This window comes from Paractinoplanes tereljensis, assembly GCF_016862435.1.
Classification (GTDB): domain Bacteria; phylum Actinomycetota; class Actinomycetes; order Mycobacteriales; family Micromonosporaceae; genus Actinoplanes; species Actinoplanes tereljensis.
The window spans coordinates 81,909-102,996 of record NZ_BOMY01000030.1 but is presented as its reverse complement, the minus strand read 5'-3'; the positions used below and the strand labels follow the sequence as shown (position 1 = coordinate 102,996).

Here is a 21,088-nt window from a genome sequence, read left to right as displayed (position 1 = left end):
GGCTCATCGCATGCACTCCACCGGCAGCGCGGGATTGGCCGCCGCGATCTCCCCCAGCGCCGGATCGTCGAGCAGCGCCACGATCCGCTCCCTCGGCAACCGCGGGCACGCGGCCATCACCTTCCGAACCCCAGGATCAGCGTCGGCCAACAGCCGCGCGATCAACTCCGGCGCCGCCTCCGGATCAAGAGCAACCAGCTTGCGTACGGCGGGATCAGCGTGATCGGCGAACCGGGCAAGGCCGCCGCCCGGGAACCGTGGATGCTCCCGGAGCCAATCCCGGCCGCGACCGTCATGTTCCAGATAGCAGCGCAGCAACAGCTCGGCCGGTGCGGTCTCCGCATGACAGTCCGCGATCATCAGCCGGACGCCCGGGTCCGGGTCGTCGGCGAGCGCCAGCATCATATCGGCCGGCAGCCCCGGATTGCCGGCCGCCCGGCGCCGCAGCAGCGGATTGACCGACCGCGCCCACACGACCGGCGCCTCCGCGTTCGACCGGTCGTACACCGGCCAGGATGCGTCGATGTCGATGCCGGCCCGCTGCTCCTCGCTGAGTCCCGGATGGACGGAGACCGTGGTGCGCACCTCGACCGCCGGGTCCTCGACGAGCCGCAACAGCTGCTCCCCGGTCAGGTCATTCCGTTCCGCGACGCCCGCCCGCACCTCGGCGTCCGGGTGCGACAGCAGGACCGTCACGGCATCCGGCGGGGTGGTCGCGTTGCGCGCGACCCATCGGAGCTCCTCCGGTTCGCCGCGCTCGAGGACCCGCTCGACCAGGGCTCGCGACAGCGGCTGCTGCAGAATCCAGGAGGTGGCGCGGGAGACCCGTTCCGGCAGTTCCTCGGGCTGCCGGGCGCGATGCGCGTCGGCGAAACCCTTCTCGGCCGCGGCCCGCACCCCCGAATCGGGATCACTCAGCAGCGGATCATCGGCCTCCCGAACGGTCCAGCCCACCCAGGCCCGCACCTTCGGGTTCGGATGCACGCGGGCGATCCGCCAGCAGTCCGCGATGCCGAACCACATCTCGCTGCGGACCTCCGCCTCGGTCATCAGCCCCGTCGGGAACGATCCCGTAAAGACCCGATCCAGCAGCCGCGACACGGTTTCGTCGTCGAGTGGCCGCTGTTTCGGACTACCGATCGCATTGACCCGGACCGACTCCTCCGGATCATCGAGAAGCCCCGCTCGAATAACCGGATCAACTCCCCGATGCATGGCCAGGAAACTCCGAACCCGCCGTTCCGGATGCCGCCGCATAGCCTCCTGAACCACGCCCGGAAGCTCAGCCCGGCCACGGAGCGCATCAGCGGCCTCTACCGGCCACCGCTCCAACAGGTTCAGCAGCACGGCCGGGGACGCCGCCGGATTTCGAGCCACCCCACGCAGGCGCGAAAGATCCATCCACGGATTATGGCCGCCTGAGACCCGCACCCGCCGCCCCGGAATACTGGCGACGTGACGATCAAGGCGCTGATCTTCGACTTCGACGGCCTGCTGATGGACACGGAGACCACGCTGCTGGACAGCTGGCGCTGGGAGTGGCAGCGCCACGGCCTGCAGCTGGATCCGACCACCTTCTTCGCCAGCCACGGCGGCGACGCGAACGAGCCTCGCTACGTAGCGCTGGCGGCAGCGGTCGGCCCGGCCTACGACCGCGAGTCCAGCCACACCCTGCGCATGGAGCACCGGGCCGGCCTGAACGCGGCCCTGCAGCCGTTCCCCGGCATCGTCGACTGGCTGGACCAGGCCGCCGAGCTGGGCCTGCGGCTGGCGGTGGCGAGCAGTTCCCCACTGAGCCACGTAGGCCCGATGCTCGACCAGGCCGCCCTGCGTGACCGCTTCGAGGTCCTGGCCACCGGCGAGGAGGTAGCCGAACACAAGCCCGACCCGGCGGTCTACCACTTGGCGCTGGACCGGCTAGGCCTGCCCGCCGCCGAGGCGATCGCCTTCGAGGACACTCCACACGGCGTGGCGGCAGCCCAAGCGGCTGGCCTGCACTGCGTAGCCGTGCCGAACCCGCATGCCGACCACGCCCGCTTCACCGCCGCCGACCTGCTCCTGCCCAGCGCCACCGACCTGCCGATGGGCGCAATCCTGGAAGTGATCAGCGGTCACGCCAAGAGAGTGGCGAGAGGCTGACAGCCGCTTCGGCGATCCGGCGACTGGTCTCGGTATAGAGGTCCTTGCGTGCCGACTCGATCCAACCGGCCGTACGCGTAACGCCGATATCCCGGTACTCGATCGCTTGCAGCAACATCTCCAACTTGTCCGCGTCCTTGGCGCACCGGGCTTCGAGGCTCTCCCGCGTCTCGTACTCGTCCACGGCACCACGAACCATCTCTCGTGACCGCTCGGGCAGCCGCTCGGTCTGGTCGGCGGTTATCGCCCGCGGATCGGGCTTGGCCAGGTACGGGGTGGCGGTATGGGGAAGGTCACCGGTACGTGTTTCCTGGCTGTCGTGCCACAGTGCGAGGAACGCGGCCCGGGCAGGGTCGGCGCCTTCCTCGGCAGCGATGAGCGCGGCAAGCTGGGCGGCGCGCATGGTGTGTTCGGCGACCGATTCGGGGTCCCGCACGCCGGCGTGCCACCAGCCAGAGCGCCGAACGCGCTTCAACAGGCCCAGTTCGTACCCGAAGCCGGCGAGCCCCTCAGCATCAGACGACACGTTCGATCCTCCTACTGGTCGGCGCGTGCAGGGTCGGCCGAGTGAGCGAACGACTCCCGAATACCATCACCGATGCCCTCTTGCTGTGACTACCACCACCTGCACCAACCGCTACGACACTACGACGTGGCAATCGGCCTCGGCAGCCACGACATCGGCGTACCCGCCTACACCGCGCAGCTATACCACGCCGGCTGTTTCCCACGATTGTCTTCACCGGCGCCGTCAACTCCATCCGGCCCGATCTGTTCCCCCACGGAGAAGCCGTCTACTTCGGTGACCAAGCACGCGCACTGGGCGTACCCAACGAAGCGATCCTGGTCGAACCTCATGCCACAAACACCGGCCCGAACATCACTCCTGCAACGGTTCATCGAGTATCCGCGACAAGGCTTCGCCATCGCGCAAGACGTACCCCAAGACGTCCTCGATGCCTACCAATGCCTCATCAACGACGGCTTCATCAGCCGCCTGCTCACCACCTAAATGACGGCTCGCTCCCAGCGGGTGTGCTGGAGCCATGTGTTGGACTTCGCTTACGGGCCCGGCAGCTCCTGACGCCCTTGCCGCACCGGCTCGGGCCAACCGCTGCCGACCTCCCTCTGGCCGAGGTCCTGCGAGTCGCTGCGTGATACTGAGCGGATGTCGCACTACACCTCGCTCCTGCGGCGCCTTGGTAACCAGCGCTGGTTTGCTGCCATCGGGCGGCTGGTCACGCCGCTGGACAAGCGGCTGTATCGGCTCAGCGGTGGGCGCTGGTCGGTGATCGGCAAGCATGAGCTGCCTACGCTGTTGATCACCACCACCGGCAGTCGGTCCGGTCTGGCCCGGACCCAACCTCTGCTGTACGCCCGGGACGGCTCCGACTACATCGTGGTTGGCTCGAACTGGGGGCAAGCCAACCACCCGGCCTGGACCGCGAACCTTATCGCTACGCCGGCCGCTCGGGTGACGGTGCGCGACCGCGAGCTCGGCGTGCGCGCCGCCCTGGTCACCGGCGCCGAGCGGGACCAGCTCTGGCAGACGGCCCTGCGCGTCTGGCCCGGGTACGCCGCCTACGCCGAGCGCGCCGACGGGCGCGAGATCCGGATCTTCCGGCTGACCCCCGAAAGCTGACGGGTCAGGCCGGGGCGCACCAGGGCTCGACGGTCGTGGTGACCGGTTCTCCGGTGTCGGCGGCCTCCTCGATGGCCAGCGCGAGCACGTGGTCCTGGGCGCCCTCGGCCAGTGGGTATGGCGGTGGGCCCTCGCCTCGCACCCAACTGGCCATCGCGTCCAGCAGTGCGGCGATGGCTATCTCGTCGTCGTTGAAGCGCTGGCCGGCGTACCGATTGCGGTAGAGCACCTCGCCGCCCAGCGTGATGTTCTCCGTGTCGAAGCCGCTCAGGTCCAGGTCGTGGCCGCTCTGCCGGCGCGCCAGCGCCGTGCGGGCGATGGTCCGCGGCGCGGGCATGTGCAGGATCTCGTCGTTGTGCAGTTCGCCGTGGGTGGCTCGGACCAGCAGGCGGCGGAAGCGGAGCAGGTTGCGGGTCTGGCCGGTGGTGAAGTCGTAGAGGCCGGAACGGCCCTCGCCGAAGTCGAGCGTGGCGATGGTCGTGGTGGCCGGCTTCAGCTCCTGGTTGTCGGTCCAGCCCTGGCGGTCCAGCGGATCCAGCAGGGGCGCGACGGGGCGCACCGCGCGGACCACCGCCGGGGCATGGCCGGCGTCGAGGAAGCCGCGGATCAGCGAGACCGCGTGGTGCTGCTGGGTGGACGAGACCTGCACCTGGGTGGGGGTGCCGATGATGCCGGAGCGCACCGCGGCCAGCCGGGCGGCGTGCGCGGGCATCAGCAGGTACTGCTCGGCAACCTGGACCAGGCCGGACGCGCCGACGGCCGACCAGAGTTCCCGCAGGCCAGGTAGGTCGGCGGCGGGTGGGGTCTCGGTCAGCACGGGCAGGCCGTGCGCGACGGCCTCGGTGACGATCGCCGGGGCCGCGCTGCGCGGGACGGCGATGACCAGGAAGTCCGGCCGGGCGTCGCGGATGCATCCGGCGAGATCTCCGAAGGCGAGAACCGGCAGTTCACGACGGCCTGGTTCCCGCACCACCGCGCCGACGCATTCCAACTCCGGCAGCGCGAGCGAGACCTGGTGGATCGCCGCCGCCCGGAAACCAAAACCAACCAGAGCGAACCTCACGCATTCACCGCCTCGGGGTCAGTGGCCGCCGGAGAAGCCCTTCGCCGCTTCCGCAGGGTGACCGTGATCGGCACGGCCAGCAGTGCGATCAGGGCGATGCCGGCGATGGCCAGGCCGACGCGTAGGCCGGGCGGTTCGAATGAGCACTTCACGCTGGTCTCGTTGTCTCTCAACGGCACGCCGATGAAGCCGTAGTACGAGGTCGGTGGCTTTCCCTCACACGTCCAGCCCTTGGTGGCGGGCACGGCCAGCACCGCTGTCCCGGTGCTGCCGGCAGGGAGGGTGGCGGTGAGGGTGTGGCCGCCGGCCTCGACCTTTGTCGCCCCGGTGGCTCGGAGCCGCTCGACCGCCGCCGTAAACGCAGCGTGGTCGAGGCAACCGAGCACCGGCCCGGGCAGCACCTGCGGCTTGGAGGTCCACATCTCCAGCTTGACCTTCCCGTCGGCCGGGACCGTGCCCAGCGACCGCATCGGGTTACTGGTCATCGGCTCGACCGCGACGAACGAGATCTCCTTCTGGGGACTGCGGACCACCCCGGCGAACCAGGGCGTGTAGAAGTAGGCCTCTCGGCCCGGCGTACACGTCGCGGTGAAGGTCGTCCAGCGACTGCCCTTCGGCGTTGGTGGGACCTCCCAGCCGGTGCCGGTCGGGGTGGCCGCCGGGCCGTCCGTGTAGGACAGTGTCGGCTTCTCGTAGACGGTGGCGCCGAGCAGCTCCTCCTGGCGGGCGAAGGCCGAGGTGAACGGCTTACCCCCGGAGTCGGCCGGGTGGACGGTCACCATCGGTGCGGCGGGACCGGCGGGGACCACCTGGCCGGCGTCGTCGACATACGTGTTGACCGCCATCAGGGCCCGAGTAACCGGGTCGGTGGGGCTGTGGATGTGCCGGCCGCGCCAGGTCCACGAGATGCCCAGGGACTGCAACGCTTCCGAGGTCTCGGCCATCACGTACGTGTCGTAGTAGCGGGAGCCCTCGGCCCGCAGCAAGGCCGGATCGCCGTTGGCAAACCTGTGCGGGCCGGTTTCCACCCGCGCGGCCGGCCAGGTGCGGGCGGCCTGGATGGCGTCGAACGTCCTACGGACGTCGGCATCCTGCAGGGTGGGGTGCGGGTCGAAGAACGGGATGTCCTTCCGGACCGCGTCGGCCACGTAGGTGGAGTAGGCGGCGCCGAAGAAGACCGCGATGACCAGTACGGCGGCCGAACCGGTTCGCAGCCACCGGGCGGTGTTCGCCCGCAGTAGCAGGACCAGCGCGCCCAGCATCAGCGGGCCGCCGATCAGCACACTCCGCCAGGTCGACGGCCGCACGGCCGTGGTGTTCCGGGCGAGCACCAGGAGCAGCAGAACCAGGAGGGCCCCGGCAAGCAGGGCGGTTACCCGTGGCCGCCGGGCCAGCGACAGCCACGCGACCATGGTGAGCATGCCGCTGAAGACGAACGCGGCGCGGTACGGGCTGCCGTTCGGGATGGCCAGCCCGTGCCACAGCAGGATGGTGGGCCGCCAGAAGAACGACAGCATGACCAGCACCAGCAGGCCGATCCAGGCCAGTCGCTCCCGGCCGGGCACGCCCCGATGGAACGGATACGCCGCCACCAGGAGCAGGCCGAACAGTCCGATCAGGATGTTGGGGGCGGACACCAGGGACTTACCGCCGGGCAGGAACTGGCCCAGGACGTCCAGCAGGGGTGGGGCGCCGCGGAAGTCGATCGGCGGCGGGGGCTGCGCACCGTTGCTGGCCAGGCCACAAACGATGATCACCGGAGCGGCCAGGAGTACGCCGACCAGGGTCATCGAGCCGGCCCGGAGTAACACCGCCCAGGAGAACCGGGTGAGCAGGAACCGGACCAGGAAGATCAGCGCGGCGGCGATGGTGACCATCGCCGCGGTGTAGAAGTTGCCCAGCCAGGCGGCCGTGACGATCAGCGTGCCGAGAACCCAGTGCCGTTCCTGCAGGCACCAGTCGGCCGCGATGCAGAGCGCCGGCAACGCGGCCAGGCCCCACAGCCACATCGGGTCGGCGAACGCGTCGTTGATCACCCAGCCGCACAGGCCGTACCCGACGCCGAGCAGCATCCGCCACCACGGCGAGCCCGGTGCCAGCCGGCCCAGGAAGACCGTCATCAGCCCCGCGGCCAGGCCCAGGCCGAGCAGCGTGACCAGGAAGACCGGCAGGTCGAGCAGGTCGCGCGGGAACAGGCCGACCAGCCAGGAGAACGGGCTGGCCAGGAACGAGAAGAAGTCGGGCAGGAAGGACGTTCCGTAGCCGCTGCTCCAGCTGAAGAACAGGTCGCCGCTGGCCTTGCCGTGTTCGAGGTCCCAGAGCTCGGCGTGGAACGGGATGAACTGGTTGCCCAGGTCGTTGACGGCGCGCGAGGCAGGCCCGAACGGATAGGTCCCGTTCGCGAACAGCGACAGGCAGTAGGCGCCCATGGACAGCAAAGCCGCGGTGGCAGCAGCCGGAAATTCCCGATATGTCCACGATGGACGATCGGCTGGCGTTGACACGAAGTTCCCCCACCCCGCCGGGACAAACCGAAGGATGAACCATAGGGGATAAACCGCCGACGCAGGGGGCGGGCGCGCGGATCGGCTATTCGACCCGGCTTCGGCGTACGTTCGCCGCCTGGTCGGGATGATCAGACGATACACGTCCAGCGATGCGCGATGGTTCCGTCGTCATGCCGAGTTGGCGCCAGAACTCGTCCTTTCCCGGACCGTCAACTTTCCAAGATCGCTGATTCAGCGCGGAGGAATTGCATTCATGGCGACGTCTTTCCCGGCTTCCCGCGACAAATCGACACCGCGTACGCCCGCCCGCGGTAATGCCCGGCAATGGGCTCCCGTCGCGGTCGTCCTCTGTGGTGTGCTCCTCGCGGTAAGCACGCTGGTCGCCTGGGTGCTGGCGACATCGCCCGTGGACGAACCCGCGCCACCGGCGGCCACACGAATCGATCACCGGCTCGCGGCTCGTCTGGCGACCCCCGGCGATACCCTGGTCACGGCCGGGGCCGACGGCGTGGCCCGGCTGTGGGACGGCCACAGCGACCACCTGGCCGGCAGTCTGCCCGGCGACCACGGGGCGATCACCGCGGTGGCGTTCGATCCAGCCGGCGACACACTGGTGACTGCGGGCGCGGACGGGGTGGCCCGGGTCTTCGACGCGCACACGACCAAGCTGGTGCGATCCCTTCCGGGTGGCCACGGCGCGATCAATGCGGTCACCTTCAACGCGGCCGGCGACACCCTGGTCACCGCAGGCGCCGACGGCGTAACCCGGATCTGGGACGGCCACAGCGACCGCCTGGTCCGCAGCCTGCCCGGCGGACACGGCGCCATCGACGCCGTCGCCTTCAACTCCGCCGGAGACACCCTGGTCACCGCGGGCGAGGACGGCACGGCCCGGATCTGGGACGGACACAGCGACCGACTCGTACGCAGCCTGCCCGGCGGACACGGCGCCATCAACGCCGTCGCCTACAACCCCGCCGGAGACACCCTGGTCACCGCAGGCGAGGACGGCACGGCCCGGATCTGGGACGGACACAGCGACCGACTCGTACGCACCCTGCCCGGCGGACACGGCGCCATCAACGCGGTCGCCTACAACGGCCTGCTTCAAGCCGCGCCGGCACCCGCCGAGCCGGAGCCGACCGACTACGGCTGGCAGACCGGCCCGGGTCCGTCGTCGTCACCTCTCCCGGTCTCCGACACTGTGGTGACTGCGGGCGAGGACGGGGTGGTCCGGGTCTGGGACGCGCACAGCGAGCGGCTGGTCCGCACCTTGCCCGGCAGCGATGCCCCGATCTACGCACTCGCCTTCAACCCAGCCGGCGACACCCTGGTCACCGGGGGCGCGGACGGTGTGGTCCGGTTCTGGGACGGGCACGGTGACCGGCTGGTCCGGAGCCTGCCCGGCGGCCACGGCGCGGTTTACACGCTCGCCTTCAACGCGGCCGGCGACACCCTGGTGACGGCCGGGGATGACGGCGTCACCCGGGTCTGGGACGGACACAGCGGCCAACCGGTACGCACGCTGGCCGGTGGACCCGGCGCGGTCAACGCGGTCACCTTCAACGCGACCGGCGACACCCTGGTCACCGCGGGCCAGGACGGCGTGACCAGGATCTGGGACGGGCACAGCGACCGGCTCGTCCGCACCCTGCCCGGCGGACACGACGCGGTCAACGCGGTGGCCTTCAACCCGGCCGGCGACACGCTGGTGACGGCCGGCCGCGACGGCGTCACCCGGGTCTGGGACGGGCACGGCGACCGGCTGGTGCGCAGCCTGCCCGGCGGCCACGGCAGCGTCCGGGCGGTGACCTTCAACGCGACCGGCGACACCCTGGTCACCGCGGGCGAGGACGGCGCGACCAGGATCTGGGACGGGCACAGCGACCGGCTCGTCCGCACCCTGCCCGGCGGACACGGCGCGATCGACGCGGTCGCGGTGAACGCGGCCGGCGACACGATCGCTACGGCCGGCGAGGACGGCAGCACCCGCGTCTGGGACGGGCACAGCGATCGCCTGGTCCGCACTCTGCCCGGCGGCAGCGGCGCCGTCGAGGCAGTCGTCTTCAACAGCGTCACCCGCTAACTCGGACGGCCGAATGGGGACCGGAAATGACCTCGGAAAAGCCGGAGAAAACGGACCAGAAATCGTCGACTCCATGGTGGCGACTGGCGCCGACCGAAACCCGGCCACTGACCACCTTTGCCGCCGTCATCGGCGCGGTGGCCGCGGTTTTTCAATTCTTCGAGGCGAGCACCGGCGGCGGCCTCCGGACGCTGGCCATTTCCAGCGGGATCGTATTTCTTTTCGTCGTCGCCGCAACGGCCGTGCAACGCCGAATTCGCACGGCCCTGGTCGGCGCACTCGCCCTGGCTCTGGTGTCCGCAGCCGTGTTCGGCGGTTACCTTCTCGGCTCAGCACGCCACGATCAAGATCCGCCCGGGCCGGACGCGTCGTCGGCCCCCGTTACCGAAAGTTCGAGTTTGCCGGCGCCGGCCGCGAGCGTCGACGAGGTCGCCGCGCTGGATCCGAATCAGACCAAGGCGTTCGCCACGGTGTCCGTCGACGGAGCCCTGGCCACCTGGCGGCTGGACAACCTACGTGTCCCCCAGCACCAGGCGCCCAGCGACGCCGGCACCGCCCGATCACTGGCCATCGACAAGACGACCCCCAACACCCTGGCGGTCGGCCTCGGCGACGGCTCGATCCAGATCTGGGACGAGGCCGCCCTCACCGGGCCGCTCCGCACCGCCTCCGGGAAGGGCGCGGTCACCGCCCTCGCCTTCGACCCGGCCGCGAAGAACACCCTGGCCGCCGGCCGGGAGAACGGTGGCCTGGAGGTCTGGGACTCCTCGTCGCTCAAGCGGACGTCGGCTCGGACCACGGCCTGCGCCGGCGCGGTGACCGCGCTCGCCCTGGACCCGGCGACACCGAACACCCTCGTCTCAGCCTGCGAGAACGGCACGCTGAAGATCTGGGACCGAACCAACTTCGAGAAGCCGCCGCTGGAGGGAAAGACCGAGGCCCACGGTCCGGTGACCGCCCTCGCCCTCGACCCGAGCGTCAAGAACAGCCTGGCGATCGGCTATGCCGACGGCTTCGTGGAGATCCGCGATCGCACCAAGCCCGGCGACACGCTGCGGTCCGCCACCGATGTCCGGCAGAGCCCGGTTCTGGCCTTGTCGTTCGATCAGAGCCTGCTCACGGCAGTACTGGCCGACCACACCGGCGAGGTCTGGAACGCCACCGTGCTGGGGGCGCCCAGCCAAACCCCAGGCCGGTGAGGAGTTCTTCCGGGAGCGCTCCCAAAGGGTGGACGCATTGATTGACCTCGTTTGAAACGTGGCGTTAACGTGCGCGTCCATGGCTCTCATCTCCAGACTGGCGCTGGCCGGTCTTGTCGTCGCACTCACCGCCGGCGGCATCGCCGCGGCCACCACCAGCGCCGGGGCGGCCACGGTCGGCCGCGATGCCGCGGCGACGGTCGCCGCCATGCAGCCGGGCTGGAACCTCGGGAACACCTTCGATTCGACGGGCGCGGACGAGACCTCGTGGGGCAACCCGGCGGTCACCCGGGCGCTGCTCGACGGGGTCAAGGCGCAGGGCTTCCGGAGCATCCGGATCCCGGTCACCTGGGGTCAGCACCAGGGCGCCGCGCCCGGTTACGCCATCGACTCCGCCTACCTGACCCGGGTCAAGGAGGTGGTCGACTGGGCGCTCGCCGACGGCTTCTACGTGATGATCAACATCCACCACGACTCGTGGCAATGGCTCAACACGATGGCCGGCGACCACGACACCGTGCTGGCCCGCTACAACGCCATCTGGACGCAGGTCGCCGCCACCTTCCGCGACGAGCCGGCCAAGCTGGTCTTCGAGAGCCTCAACGAACCGCAGTTCACCGACGCGGCGCAGGCTCCGGCCCTGCTCAACGAGCTGAACACGTCGTTCCACACGATCGTGCGCGACTCCGGCGGCCGCAACGCGACCCGCCTGCTCGTGCTGCCGACCCTGAACACGTCGGCCGACCAGGCCAAACTCGACGCCCTCGCGACCACCATCGCGGCGCTGGGCGACAAGAACGTGGCCGCCACCGTGCACTACTACGGCTACTGGCCGTTCAGCGTGAACATCGCCGGCACCACCACGTTCGACGCGACCACGCAGGCTGACCTGGTCGGTTACCTGGACCGGGCGAATGCCGCGTTCACCGCCAAGGGCGTACCCGTAATCTTGGGGGAATTTGGTCTTCTTGGTTTTGATTCGTCGATCGGCGCCATCGAGCAGGGCGAGAAGCTGAAGTTCTTCGAGTACCTCGGTTATTACGCGCGGCAGAAAAAGATCACCACCATGCTGTGGGACAACGGGCAGCACTTCGACCGGACCGCGCTGGTCTGGCGGGACCCGGAGCTCTACCGGCAGATCCGGTCGAGCTGGACCACCCGGTCCGGCACGGCCGCTACCGATCAGATCTTCCTGCCCAAGACCGGCACCCTCGCGGCGCGGACCGTCCCGCTCAACCTCAACGGAACGTCATTCTCCGCACTGCGGCAGAACGGAAAAAACCTCCAGCGAGGCCGGGATTACTCGCTCTCCGGCGATCAACTCACGCTCACCGCGGCCGCGCTCACCAGATTGGCAGGCCCCCGGGCGTACGGCGTGAATGGGTCCCTGTCCGTGGTCTTCTCGTCCGGCGTCCCGTGGCGGCTGGATATCCGTACCGCTGATGTGCCGTTGGTTTCGGCCGCGACCGGAACCACCGCGGCGTTCGCGATTCCCACCGCCTTCCGCGGTGACGTGCTGGCCACGATGGAGGCGAAGTACGCCGACGGCAGTTACGCCGGACCGCAGAACTGGACCGCGTACAAGGAGTTCGGTGCCAACCTCGCGCCCGATTACGCGGCCGGCCTGATCGGCCTGAAGCCAGCCTTCTTCGCCGAGGTCAACGACGGCGCCACGGTGACGCTGACCCTGCACTTCTGGAGCGGCGCCACGGTCACCTACTACGTCACCAAATCGGGTACGGCGGTTTCCGGCACCGTGGCCTGACCAGCACCGATCGGCCTGTTCGCGGTTCGCGGACAGGCCGGTCGGCCGGTAAATCGGGCGAGACCTGTCGGACCCCCGTGGCAGCATGATGAACGTGGATGCACGGGGACCGGGACGATTTCTGTGGTGGCTGGCGAGGGAACATAAGGGTCGAGTCGGGCTCGGCGCGATGTTCGGATCGCTGTGGTTCCTGAGCCTGGCCACGTTTCCGTGGCTGCTCGCCCAGGCCATCGACCACGGGTTGCATCCGCGCCAGATCGGCCCATTGCTCGGCTGGGCCGGGCTGGGTCTGCTGATCGGCATCACCAACGCGGTGCTAGGCATCATGCGGCACCGCAGCATGACCAAGCTGCGCCTGGCCGTCGCCGCCCACACCGCCGACCTGGTGATGACCCACGCCACCCGGCTCGGCGCCGCGCTCCCCCGCCGGGTCACCGCCGGCGAGGTGGTCACCATCGGCATCTCCGACGTCTGGACCATCGGCCGGGCGATGAACGTCGGCGGGGTCGGGGTGGCGTCCGTCGTGGCCAACATCGCGATCGCCGCCCTGCTGTTCCACACCTCGCACATCCTGGCCGTCGTGGTGCTGATCGGCGTGCCGCTGGTCGCCCTGATCGTCGGCCCGCTGCTCGGCCGCACCCAGAAAGCCGGTTCCCGCTACCGCGAACAGCAGGGCGAGTTGAACTCCCGGCTGGTCGACGTGCTCGGCGGCCTGAAGATCCTCAACGGGCTCGGTGGCAAGGACGCCCACCTGGCCCGCTACGAGCGGCAGTCGGCACGGCTCCGCGACCAGGGCTACCAGGTGGGCGGCCCGTCGAGCTGGATCGGGGCGATCGGCGACGGCCTGCCGGTGGTGTTCATCGGCGTGGTGATCTGGCTGGCGGCCCGCCTGGCGGCGAGCGGCGACATCACGATCGGCCAGCTGATCGCGGTGTACGGCTACACGGCGATGCTTGTCATCCCGGTGAGCGTGCTGATCTTCTGCGGTTTCGACGTCACCCACGGCCTGGTCGCCGCCCGCCGGGTGACCAACTTCCTGCGCATCCCGCTCGACGACCCGTCCGGCCGGCCCGCGCCGCCGGGCCCGGCCCGGCTGCACGATCCAGAGTCCGGGGTGTACGCCGAGCCGGGGCAGCTCACCGCGCTGGCCGGGGACGGCGCGGCGATCGTCGAACGGCTCGGCCGCTACGGCCCGACCACCGCTACCTGGGGCGGCGTGCCGCTCGAGGAGATCGCGCAACCGGAGATCAGGTCCCGGATCCTGGTGGCGCATCAGGACGCCGACCTGTTCGCCGGTCCGCTGAACGCCGTGGTCGCCGGGCCGGCCACCCCCGACGACCTGCGGGTGGAGGCGGCGATCGACGCGGCCGCCGCCACCGACGTCGCCACCTCGGCCGACCGGCCGGTCGAGTGGGGCGGGCGCAACCTGTCCGGCGGCCAGCGACAGCGGCTGCGGCTGGCCCGGGCGCTCTACGCCGACCCGGAGATGCTGCTCGCGGTCGAACCCACCTCGGCGGTCGACGCGCACACCGAGGCGGCCATCGCCGAGCGGCTCAGCACCGCCCGGGCCGGTCGCGGCACCCTGGTCACGACCACGTCGCCGGTCCTGCTCGACCGGGCCGACACCGTGCACTACCTGGTCGACGGCCGGGTCGCGGCCACCGGCACACACCGCTCGCTGCTGGCCGACGAGCCCGGCTATCGCGCCCTGGTCTCCCGGGTGTTCGGGGAGGACGAATGAGCGCCGCGCTGCCCATCGCCGGGCCCGGCCGGGTCGGGGTGGCAGCGTGAGCGCCGCGCTGCCCATCGCCGGGCAGAAGACCGTGGGGCGGGCGGCGCTGCGGCTGCTTGCCGCCGACCGCCGGTCGGTGGCCGCGATGCTGGTGATCAACGGGCTGGCTGCGCTCGCCGCCCTCGGCGGGCCCTGGCTGCTCGGCCGGATCATCGACGAGGTCACCACCGGGCACGGCGCCGCCGCGGTCGACCGGCTCGCCGCCGGCGTGCTGGCCTGCGCGGTCGCGCAGACGTTGCTGTCGAGGTACGCACTGGCCATCGCCTACCGGTTCGGCGAGCGCACCGCGGCCCGCATCCGCGAGGGTTACCTGCGCCGGGCGCTCGCGCTGCCCGCCGCCGTGGTCGAGCGGGTGCCGGCCGGTGACCTGGCCGCCCGCGGCACCACCGACATCGACCAGGTCGCCACCACGCTGCGCGACATCCTGCCCAACGTGTTCATCGGTCTCATCCAGATAGTCTTCATCATCGCCGCGGTGGTGCTGATCGATCCGCTGCTCGGCCTGGTCGGGGTGACCGGGTTGACCGGCATCGTGTTCGTGACCAGGTGGTACCTACGCCGGGCCCGGGACGCCTACCTGGCCGAGGGCGCGGCCAACTCCCGGCTCGCCGAGGAACTCGCCGCGACCACCGAGGGCGCCCGCACCGTCGAGGCGTTCGGCCTGCACGAGCGCCGGATCGACGCCGGGCACGAGGCGATCGCCGAGACCCGGCGCACCCGGCTCAGAACCCTCGCCCTGCGCAGCGTCTATTTCCCGAGCGTCGAGACCTCGTACGCGGTACCGACCGTGTTCGTCCTGGTCGTCGGCGGCCTGCTCTACATCCACGGCCAGGTCACCCTGGGCACCGTCGGCGCGGCCGTGCTCTACCTGCGGCAGCTCGTCGGCCCGCTGGACACCCTGCTGATCTGGATCGAGCAGTTGCAGAGCAGCAGCGCCTCCTTCGCCCGGGTCGAGGGCATCGCCGAGATCCCGGCCCCACCGCCGCCCGCCACGGCCACCCCGACCAGCGACCGCATCGAGGTGACCGGGGTCCGATACGCGTACGCCGAGGGCCGTGACGTGCTCCACGACGTCAGCCTGACCGTGCGACCCGGGGAACGCCTGGCCATCGTCGGGCTCTCCGGCGCCGGCAAGTCCACCCTGGGCCGGCTGATCGCCGGCGTCGACCGCCCCACCGCCGGCACCGTGACGGTCGGTGGCGTCCCGATCGCCGACCTGCCGCCCGACGTGCTCCGCCGCCAGGTCGTGCTGGTCACCCAGGAGCACCATGTGTTCCGGGAGACGCTGCGCGACAACCTGATGGTCGCGGCCCCCGACCCGGTGCTGCGCGAGGCGCTGGCCACGGTGGGCGCCGACTGGGCCGACGACCTCGACCGCGACCTCGGCGAACGGCCGTTGGACGGCGCCCAGGCGCAGCAGCTGGCGCTGGCCCGGGTGGTCCTGGCCGACCCGCACACGGTGATCCTCGACGAGGCCACCGCCCTGCTCGACCCGACCGCGGCCCGCACCGCCGAGCGGGCGCTCGCGGCGGTGCTGCACGAACGCACAGTGATCGCCATCGCCCACCGCCTGCAGACCGCGCACGACGCCGACGCGGTGGCCGTGATGGACGACGGCCGCATCATCGAGCTGGGCACCCACGACGAGTTGGTGGCGGCCGGCGGTCCGTATTCCGCGCTGTGGCACTCCTGGCACGGCGGCTCCGAGGAAAACTTTTCGCTCACAAGGAAACCGCTTACCTGAATTATCCGTACCTTTCGCTGCCACCGCCCTGCTAGCGAAAGGTTCCAGCGATGACTCGGACTCGCGTGAACAGACTGATGGCCGCGGCGATCGCCCTGGTGGGCGTCGGCGCGGCGGTGGTCTTCACGAACTTCGCCTCGGCCGCCGAGACCACGGCGGCCGGCGACCAGATCGTCACCGAGACCATCCAGGTCACCGGGGTGTTCGACGGCGCCGGCCAGCGCTTCATCGGCGGCGGCGACCTGGGCGACGGCGGCCAGGACGAGGGCCAGGACGCACTGTTCGACCTGGCGGCCGGCGCCACCCTGAAGAACGTCATCCTCGGCACCCCCGCCGCCGACGGCGTGCACTGCGCCGGCAGCTGCACGCTCAGCAACGTGAGCTGGGAGGACGTCGGCGAGGACGCGGCCACGTTCCGCGGCACGAACGCCACGGTGGTCATCGACGGCGGCAGCGCCGTCTCAGCCGACGACAAGGTGTTCCAGGACAACCGCGGCGCCGGCGGCTCGGTGACCATCCGCAACTTCGCGGTCTCCGACTTCGGCAAGCTGTACCGCTCCTGCGGCAACTGCTCCACCCAGGCGGCCCGCACCGCCACCATCGAGAACATCACCGCCACCGCCCCCGGCAACACCCTGGCCGGCATCAACGTCAACCTGGGCGACAAGGTCACCCTGAACGGCGTGACCCTGGTAGGCGACGACATCTCCCTATGCGACCTCTTCGAGGGCAACGACACCGGCGACGAGCCCACCAAAATCGGCGAGGGCCCCGACGGCACCAGCTGCATCGCCACCGGAGTGACCGGCCCGTAGCCCCGGGCATCCAAGACGCCGGCGGCCGGCTCCTCCACGCCGACCCGCCGGCCGAGCCCGGTGACGCCATCCTGCCCGGAGCCGTCACCGGGCTCACCCGCCCGGTCAGCGCGGGCGGACTAAGCCCAGGTCGTAGGCGACGATGGTCGCCTGCACTCGGTTGGCCGCGCCGAGCTTTGCCATCAGGGCGTTTACGTGGGCCTTGACCGTGCCTACGCCGATGCCGAGTTCGGTGCCTACCTCCGCGTTGGACAGGCCGCGGGCCACGCCGAGCAGCACCTCCCGCTCGCGTGGGGTGAGCGCGGCCAGTCGGAGGTCGGCCTCCGGGGCAGCGGCCACCGTGCCCGTCGCGAACGCGTCGATCAACCGCCGGGTGACCGTCGGGCTGAGCATCGCCTCGCCCGCCGCCACCACCCGGATCGCCGCGACCAGGTCGGCCGGCTCGGCGTCCTTGAGCAGGAAACCGGACGCCCCCGCCTTGAGCGCCTGGAAGACATGGGCGTCCTGGTGAAACGTGGTCAGTACCAGCACTTTCGGCGGGCTGGCCGAGGCGGCCAGCCGCTCGGTCGCGGCCAGGCCGTCCATCCCGGGCATGCGCACATCCATCAGTACGACGTCCGGCGCGACCACCGCCGCCAGCGCGAGTGCGGCCGCCCCGTCACCGGCCTCCCCCACGACCTCGAGGTCGTCCTGCGACCCGACGATGGCCGCAAGCCCAGCCCGCACCATGACCTGGTCGTCCACGATCATCACTCGAACGGCGATGGTGACACCTCCCGCACAAAGCCGCCCAACGCCAACGCCCCGATCGTAGGCGCGGCAAGCGCTCCTGGCGCCAATCGGCAGGCATCGACTCGGCCCCCGCGCCAGAACTGCGCGATCTTGGAAAGTTAGGTCAACGAACGGGTACTTAAATTGACAACTTCACGGTGAGCTCCGCCGTCCCGGCGCAGATATAAGCGGCATGTCGGGTTTTCCGGGCGGCCGGCTCCAAGAAGTGGACGCCAATTCCCGGAATGCAGGACGGGGCCGAGATACGCGCTGCGGGCTGACCAAAAGGTGTCTAGGGGCGAGGCGGACCAGGATCGCCCGATGGTTCGGCCGACGACGTGGCGGTCTGCCCTGGCTGAGTTGGGGCGACACCGGGCGGAACGGTCCGGGGCAGCGGGGCCGACATCAGCCCAGCACTATCCACAGGCGTCGCCGCCGGACCGACACCATCCGGTATGACCGCAGCCACCGGTGCCGCCACCGGGGCGGGGTCGTTCGGTGGGGTGGTGGGGTGGGACAGGCCGTCCAGTAGGGCTCGCATTGCGGCCAAGGCGTGGCGGGCTGCGGCCACCACGGCGGGGAGATCCTCGCGGGCGGCTGCGGTGGGGACCTGGGCTGCGTGCTGCAGGACTGCTGCTCGTAGGCCGGCTGCCACCCGGGCTCGTTCGCCTCGGGCCTGGTCGGCGGCCCGGAACATGGCGGCTGCTACCGGGGCCTCCTCTCGGGCCTGGCGGCGGTCTCGGCGGCGGCGCTCCAGGTGGCCGGCCAACCAGCTCAAGGTGGCGGGGATGGCCAGCAGGATGGCTACTACCACCGCCAAGAAAACAGCGATGAGAATGCGGCCGGGCAGGCTCACGCCGGGCTCGTCCGGTGGCTCCAGGGCGATCAGGGTGCCCAGCGCCGCGGCCGATGAGATCGCTGAGATTCCGGCGGATAGCCAGGTCAGTCTGGCGGGTACGGCGCGGGAGGCTACCGAGTACACCGCGGCGAACTCGGCGCCCGCGCTGAACAGGAACAGCCAGGCTGCGCCGGCGGGGATCACGCCCAGGCCTACCAGCAGTGGGCCCAGCCACGTGGTGGCGGCCACGGCGGCGAAGACCGGCCACGGGTGGCTTCGCCGCCAGAACAGGGGGACCGTGTGGGCCAGCACGGCCAGGACTACCAGGGCGGCGCCGGGGACGGTCAGGCCGTCCTCGGCGGAGGATACGGCCAGGCTGCTGAACGGGACCACCAGCAGAAGTGCCACCAGCACGGCGTCCAGGGCCACCGGACTCCACTGCTGCCGGCGCACGGGGAGCGACGTCAGCGGGAGGACTGCGCGCACCCGCCAGCCGCCGTCGGCGCGGGGGCCGGCCGTCACCGTGCCGCCTACGGTCGCGGCTCGTTCGTGCATGCCGGGTATGCCGCGGCCGCCGCCCAATCCGGCCGCCGCCGAGGCCAGGCCGGTCGCCGCCGGGGCCCGGTCGCCACCCAAGCCGGGCGCCGCCGCCAGACCGCCACCCAAGCCGGGCGCCGCCGGGGCCAGACCGCTGGCCGAGCCGGGTGCCGTTGGGGCGGCTGGGTGGGCGTCGTTGTCGATTGTCAGTTCGGCTTGCTCCCGGCCGTACCGTAAAAGGAGCTGGACCGGGCCGCCTGGGGCGTATCGCAGGGTGTTGGTCAAGGCCTCGCGGGCGATGCCGTAGGCGGCGTCGGCGACGGCCGCGGGTGGGTCGCCGGGCGGGAGGTCCGTGGTTACCTGTTGGCCGAGGCGGTCGAAGGCTTCGGCCAGGTCGGACAGGCTCTGTGGGCGGTCGGGCGGGAGTTCGTCGGCGGGGAGGATCGCTACCAGGCGGTGCAGGGCGGCGAGGGTGTCCTGGCCGGTTCGGGCGGCGAAGGTCAGGGCCTCGGGGCGCAGTTCGGGGCGCTGGGCCGACAGCATCTCGGCCGCCGACGCGCTGATCACGATGGAGGTCAGGTGGTGGGCGCTGACGTCGTGCAGCTCGCGGGCCAGGCGGTGGCGTTCGGCGGTGGCCGCCTCGCGTTCGGCTTCTTCCGCTGCGGCCAGGCGGTCGGCGGCCTCGGTGCGGGCGCGCACCCATTGGCCCCGGCGGTGGCCCAGGGCCGCGACCATGACGTAGACCGCTACTACGGCCAGCATGATCCACCAATAGTCGCCGCCGACCTCGTCATCGAACGCGGTGACCACGGCCTGGACCAGTACGGCCCCGGTGGTGGCCAGCGCGGTGGTGCGGCTGTCGCGGCGAGCCGCGACGCTGAACAGCGCGACCAGGTCGGCGGTGGAGATGACCAGCAGGGAGTCCTGCGGGATGGTCAGCGGGATCAGGGTGCTGACCACGATCATGGTGAGAACCGGCCGGGTGCGCCGCCAGAGCAGGGCCGCGCCGATGGCCAGGGTGGTCCCGGCCAGCCCGGCCGCTTGCAAAGAAGGCACGCCATGGCGCGGCCACAGGGCAAACTGGACCGCCACCAGCAGAGCCGGTAGCAGCCAGGTTCTCCACGGCTTCATGGTCTATAACCTAGGTCCAAGGCCAATTCAGACCGTGGTCGGATTCGCTCGCAGGCCCCGGCCGACAGACTTCTGGCATGCCGAAATATCACCGCCTCGCCGGTCCTAAAGTCTCCCGCACCGTCCTGGGGACCCTGTTCATCGTCGTCGCCGGCACGGTCCTCTCGATCGGCCTGTTTGTGCTGGTCACGGTGGCGGCCACGCTCGCCGGGCGGCCCGAGGGGGCCGACGGGGTGCCGAGCTTCGGCGAGCTCGCCGACCTGGCGCTGGTGTTCCTGATGATCGCGGCCCTGCTGCCGGCGACCCTGGTCGCGGCGCGGGCGATCCAGCAACGGCCGGCCGGCACGCTCGCCTCGGTCACCGGGCGGCTGCGCTGGCGCTGGCTGCTGACCTGTCTTGGGGTGGCGGCGGTCGCGATCGTGCTGCTGCTCGGCGGTGGCACGGCGCTGGCCTCCGCCACCGGAGTTGACGCCGAGCTCGACCCGGCCGACCTGGTCGGCTGGGGGCCGTTCCTGGCCTCGATGGCCGTGCTGCTGCTGGTGGTTCCGCCGCAGGCGGCGGCCGAGGAGTTCGTGACGCGTGGCTGGCTGCTGCAGGCGGTCGGGTCGTGGTGCCGGCGGCCGTGGCTGCCGATCGCGGTGCAAGCGGTGATCTTCGCGGCGCTGCACGGGTGGGGCACGCCGTGGGGGTTCGCCGACCTGCTGCTGTTCGGGGTGGTGGCGGGCTGGCTGACGGTGCGCACCGGCGGGCTCGAAGCGGCGATCGCGTTGCACGTGGCCAACAACCTGCTCGGCAGCGTGGCGGCGGCCGCCTTCGGTGAACTGGGGACGGACGAGACGGCGGCCGACATGCCGTGGCAGTTCATGGTGGTCGACGTCGTGGTGCTCACGGCGTACGCGTGGGTGGTTCTGCGGCTTGCCCGCAGAGCGGGCGTCGCTTTCGAAAGCTGTATCGACCCTCTTGATCGCGTTGATTTTCCAACTCAGTCAAACATTGACGCACAACTTGAGTCAGAGCTGCCTCTAGCTGGCCAAAGGATTGACCTCCCTAGCCGTTGAC

At 70.7% G+C, this 21,088-nt stretch carries 16 protein-coding genes; 10 read left to right on the top strand and 6 right to left on the bottom strand.

Features of this window, described 5'->3' with window-relative positions; all coding sequences use genetic code 11:
- Nucleotides 1-3 precede the first annotated feature (3 nt).
- Nucleotides 4-1,401 (bottom strand): hypothetical protein, encoded by a 1,398-nt coding sequence (locus Ate02nite_RS21430; RefSeq protein ID WP_203808262.1) that lies wholly within the window; start codon nt 1,399-1,401, stop codon nt 4-6.
- 54 nt (nt 1,402-1,455) lie between these two features.
- Here Ate02nite_RS21430 and Ate02nite_RS21425 point away from each other — a divergent pair, with 54 nt between their 5' ends.
- Nucleotides 1,456-2,139, top strand: coding sequence for an HAD family hydrolase (locus Ate02nite_RS21425; protein ID WP_203808260.1), 684 nt, complete (start codon nt 1,456-1,458; stop codon nt 2,137-2,139).
- Here Ate02nite_RS21425 and Ate02nite_RS21420 read toward each other — a convergent pair.
- The gene (locus tag Ate02nite_RS21420) at nt 2,105-2,665 is read right to left on the bottom strand and encodes an HD domain-containing protein (protein ID WP_203808258.1); all 561 of its coding nucleotides are present in this window, start codon (nt 2,663-2,665) and stop codon (nt 2,105-2,107) included. The two genes, Ate02nite_RS21425 and Ate02nite_RS21420, sit on opposite strands and share 35 nt — an antisense overlap.
- Before the next feature lie 126 nt (nt 2,666-2,791).
- Between Ate02nite_RS21420 and Ate02nite_RS21415 the strand changes: the two genes are divergently transcribed.
- Nucleotides 2,792-3,151: a hypothetical protein gene (locus Ate02nite_RS21415; RefSeq protein ID WP_239147568.1), complete on the top strand. Its 360-nt coding sequence runs from the start codon at nt 2,792-2,794 to the stop codon at nt 3,149-3,151.
- Nucleotides 3,152-3,307: 156 nt separating this feature from the next.
- Entirely contained in the window at nt 3,308-3,781 is a 474-nt protein-coding gene (locus Ate02nite_RS21410; RefSeq protein WP_203808256.1) for a nitroreductase family deazaflavin-dependent oxidoreductase, read from the top strand.
- Between the two features lie 4 nt (nt 3,782-3,785).
- Here the strand turns inward: Ate02nite_RS21410 and Ate02nite_RS21405 are convergent, their stop codons facing one another.
- Both Ate02nite_RS21405 and Ate02nite_RS21400 read right to left on the bottom strand, forming a co-directional pair.
- On the bottom strand, nt 3,786-4,844 hold the full coding sequence (locus tag Ate02nite_RS21405; protein ID WP_203808254.1) for a Gfo/Idh/MocA family protein: 1,059 nt from the start codon (nt 4,842-4,844) through the stop codon (nt 3,786-3,788).
- Nucleotides 4,841-7,273 carry a YfhO family protein gene (locus Ate02nite_RS21400; RefSeq protein WP_203808252.1) on the bottom strand — a complete coding sequence of 811 codons (2,433 nt, stop codon included), beginning with the start codon at nt 7,271-7,273 and terminating at the stop codon, nt 4,841-4,843. Before Ate02nite_RS21400 ends, Ate02nite_RS21405 begins: the two co-directional genes overlap by 4 nt.
- A 331-nt stretch (nt 7,274-7,604) precedes the next feature.
- On the opposite strand from Ate02nite_RS21400, the gene Ate02nite_RS21395 reads away from it, so the two are divergent.
- The 6 genes from Ate02nite_RS21395 to Ate02nite_RS21370 all read left to right on the top strand — a co-directional run bounded on the left by Ate02nite_RS21395 (nt 7,605) and on the right by Ate02nite_RS21370 (nt 16,752).
- A complete protein-coding gene (locus Ate02nite_RS21395) occupies nt 7,605-9,437 on the top strand; it encodes a WD40 repeat domain-containing protein (protein ID WP_203808250.1) in 1,833 nt (610 codons plus the stop codon).
- A gap of 26 nt (nt 9,438-9,463) precedes the next feature.
- Entirely contained in the window at nt 9,464-10,636 is a 1,173-nt protein-coding gene (locus Ate02nite_RS21390) for a WD40 repeat domain-containing protein (RefSeq protein WP_203808248.1), read from the top strand.
- Nucleotides 10,637-10,715: 79 nt separating this feature from the next.
- On the top strand, nt 10,716-12,401 hold the full coding sequence (locus Ate02nite_RS21385) for a cellulase family glycosylhydrolase (protein ID WP_239147567.1): 1,686 nt from the start codon (nt 10,716-10,718) through the stop codon (nt 12,399-12,401).
- Nucleotides 12,402-12,570: 169 nt separating this feature from the next.
- Complete coding sequence (locus tag Ate02nite_RS21380; RefSeq protein WP_203808247.1) at nt 12,571-14,142, top strand: ABC transporter transmembrane domain-containing protein; 1,572 nt, start codon at nt 12,571-12,573, stop codon at nt 14,140-14,142.
- Between the two features lie 46 nt (nt 14,143-14,188).
- The gene (locus Ate02nite_RS21375; RefSeq protein ID WP_203808245.1) at nt 14,189-15,937 is read left to right on the top strand and encodes an ABC transporter ATP-binding protein; all 1,749 of its coding nucleotides are present in this window, start codon (nt 14,189-14,191) and stop codon (nt 15,935-15,937) included.
- A 50-nt stretch (nt 15,938-15,987) separates the two neighbouring features.
- Entirely contained in the window at nt 15,988-16,752 is a 765-nt protein-coding gene (locus Ate02nite_RS21370) for a pectate lyase (protein WP_203808243.1), read from the top strand.
- A gap of 105 nt (nt 16,753-16,857) precedes the next feature.
- Here Ate02nite_RS21370 and Ate02nite_RS21365 read toward each other — a convergent pair whose 3' ends face one another.
- Nucleotides 16,858-17,502 carry a response regulator gene (locus tag Ate02nite_RS21365; RefSeq protein ID WP_239147573.1) on the bottom strand — a complete coding sequence of 215 codons (645 nt, stop codon included), beginning with the start codon at nt 17,500-17,502 and terminating at the stop codon, nt 16,858-16,860.
- Nucleotides 17,503-17,815: 313 nt separating this feature from the next.
- Nucleotides 17,816-20,029: a sensor histidine kinase gene (locus tag Ate02nite_RS49475; protein ID WP_203808241.1), complete on the bottom strand. Its 2,214-nt coding sequence runs from the start codon at nt 20,027-20,029 to the stop codon at nt 17,816-17,818.
- A 77-nt stretch (nt 20,030-20,106) separates the two neighbouring features.
- Between Ate02nite_RS49475 and Ate02nite_RS21355 the strand changes: the two genes are divergently transcribed.
- The gene (locus Ate02nite_RS21355; RefSeq protein ID WP_203808239.1) at nt 20,107-21,087 is read left to right on the top strand and encodes a CPBP family intramembrane glutamic endopeptidase; all 981 of its coding nucleotides are present in this window, start codon (nt 20,107-20,109) and stop codon (nt 21,085-21,087) included.
- The last annotated feature ends 1 nt before the right edge of the window (nt 21,088 follow it).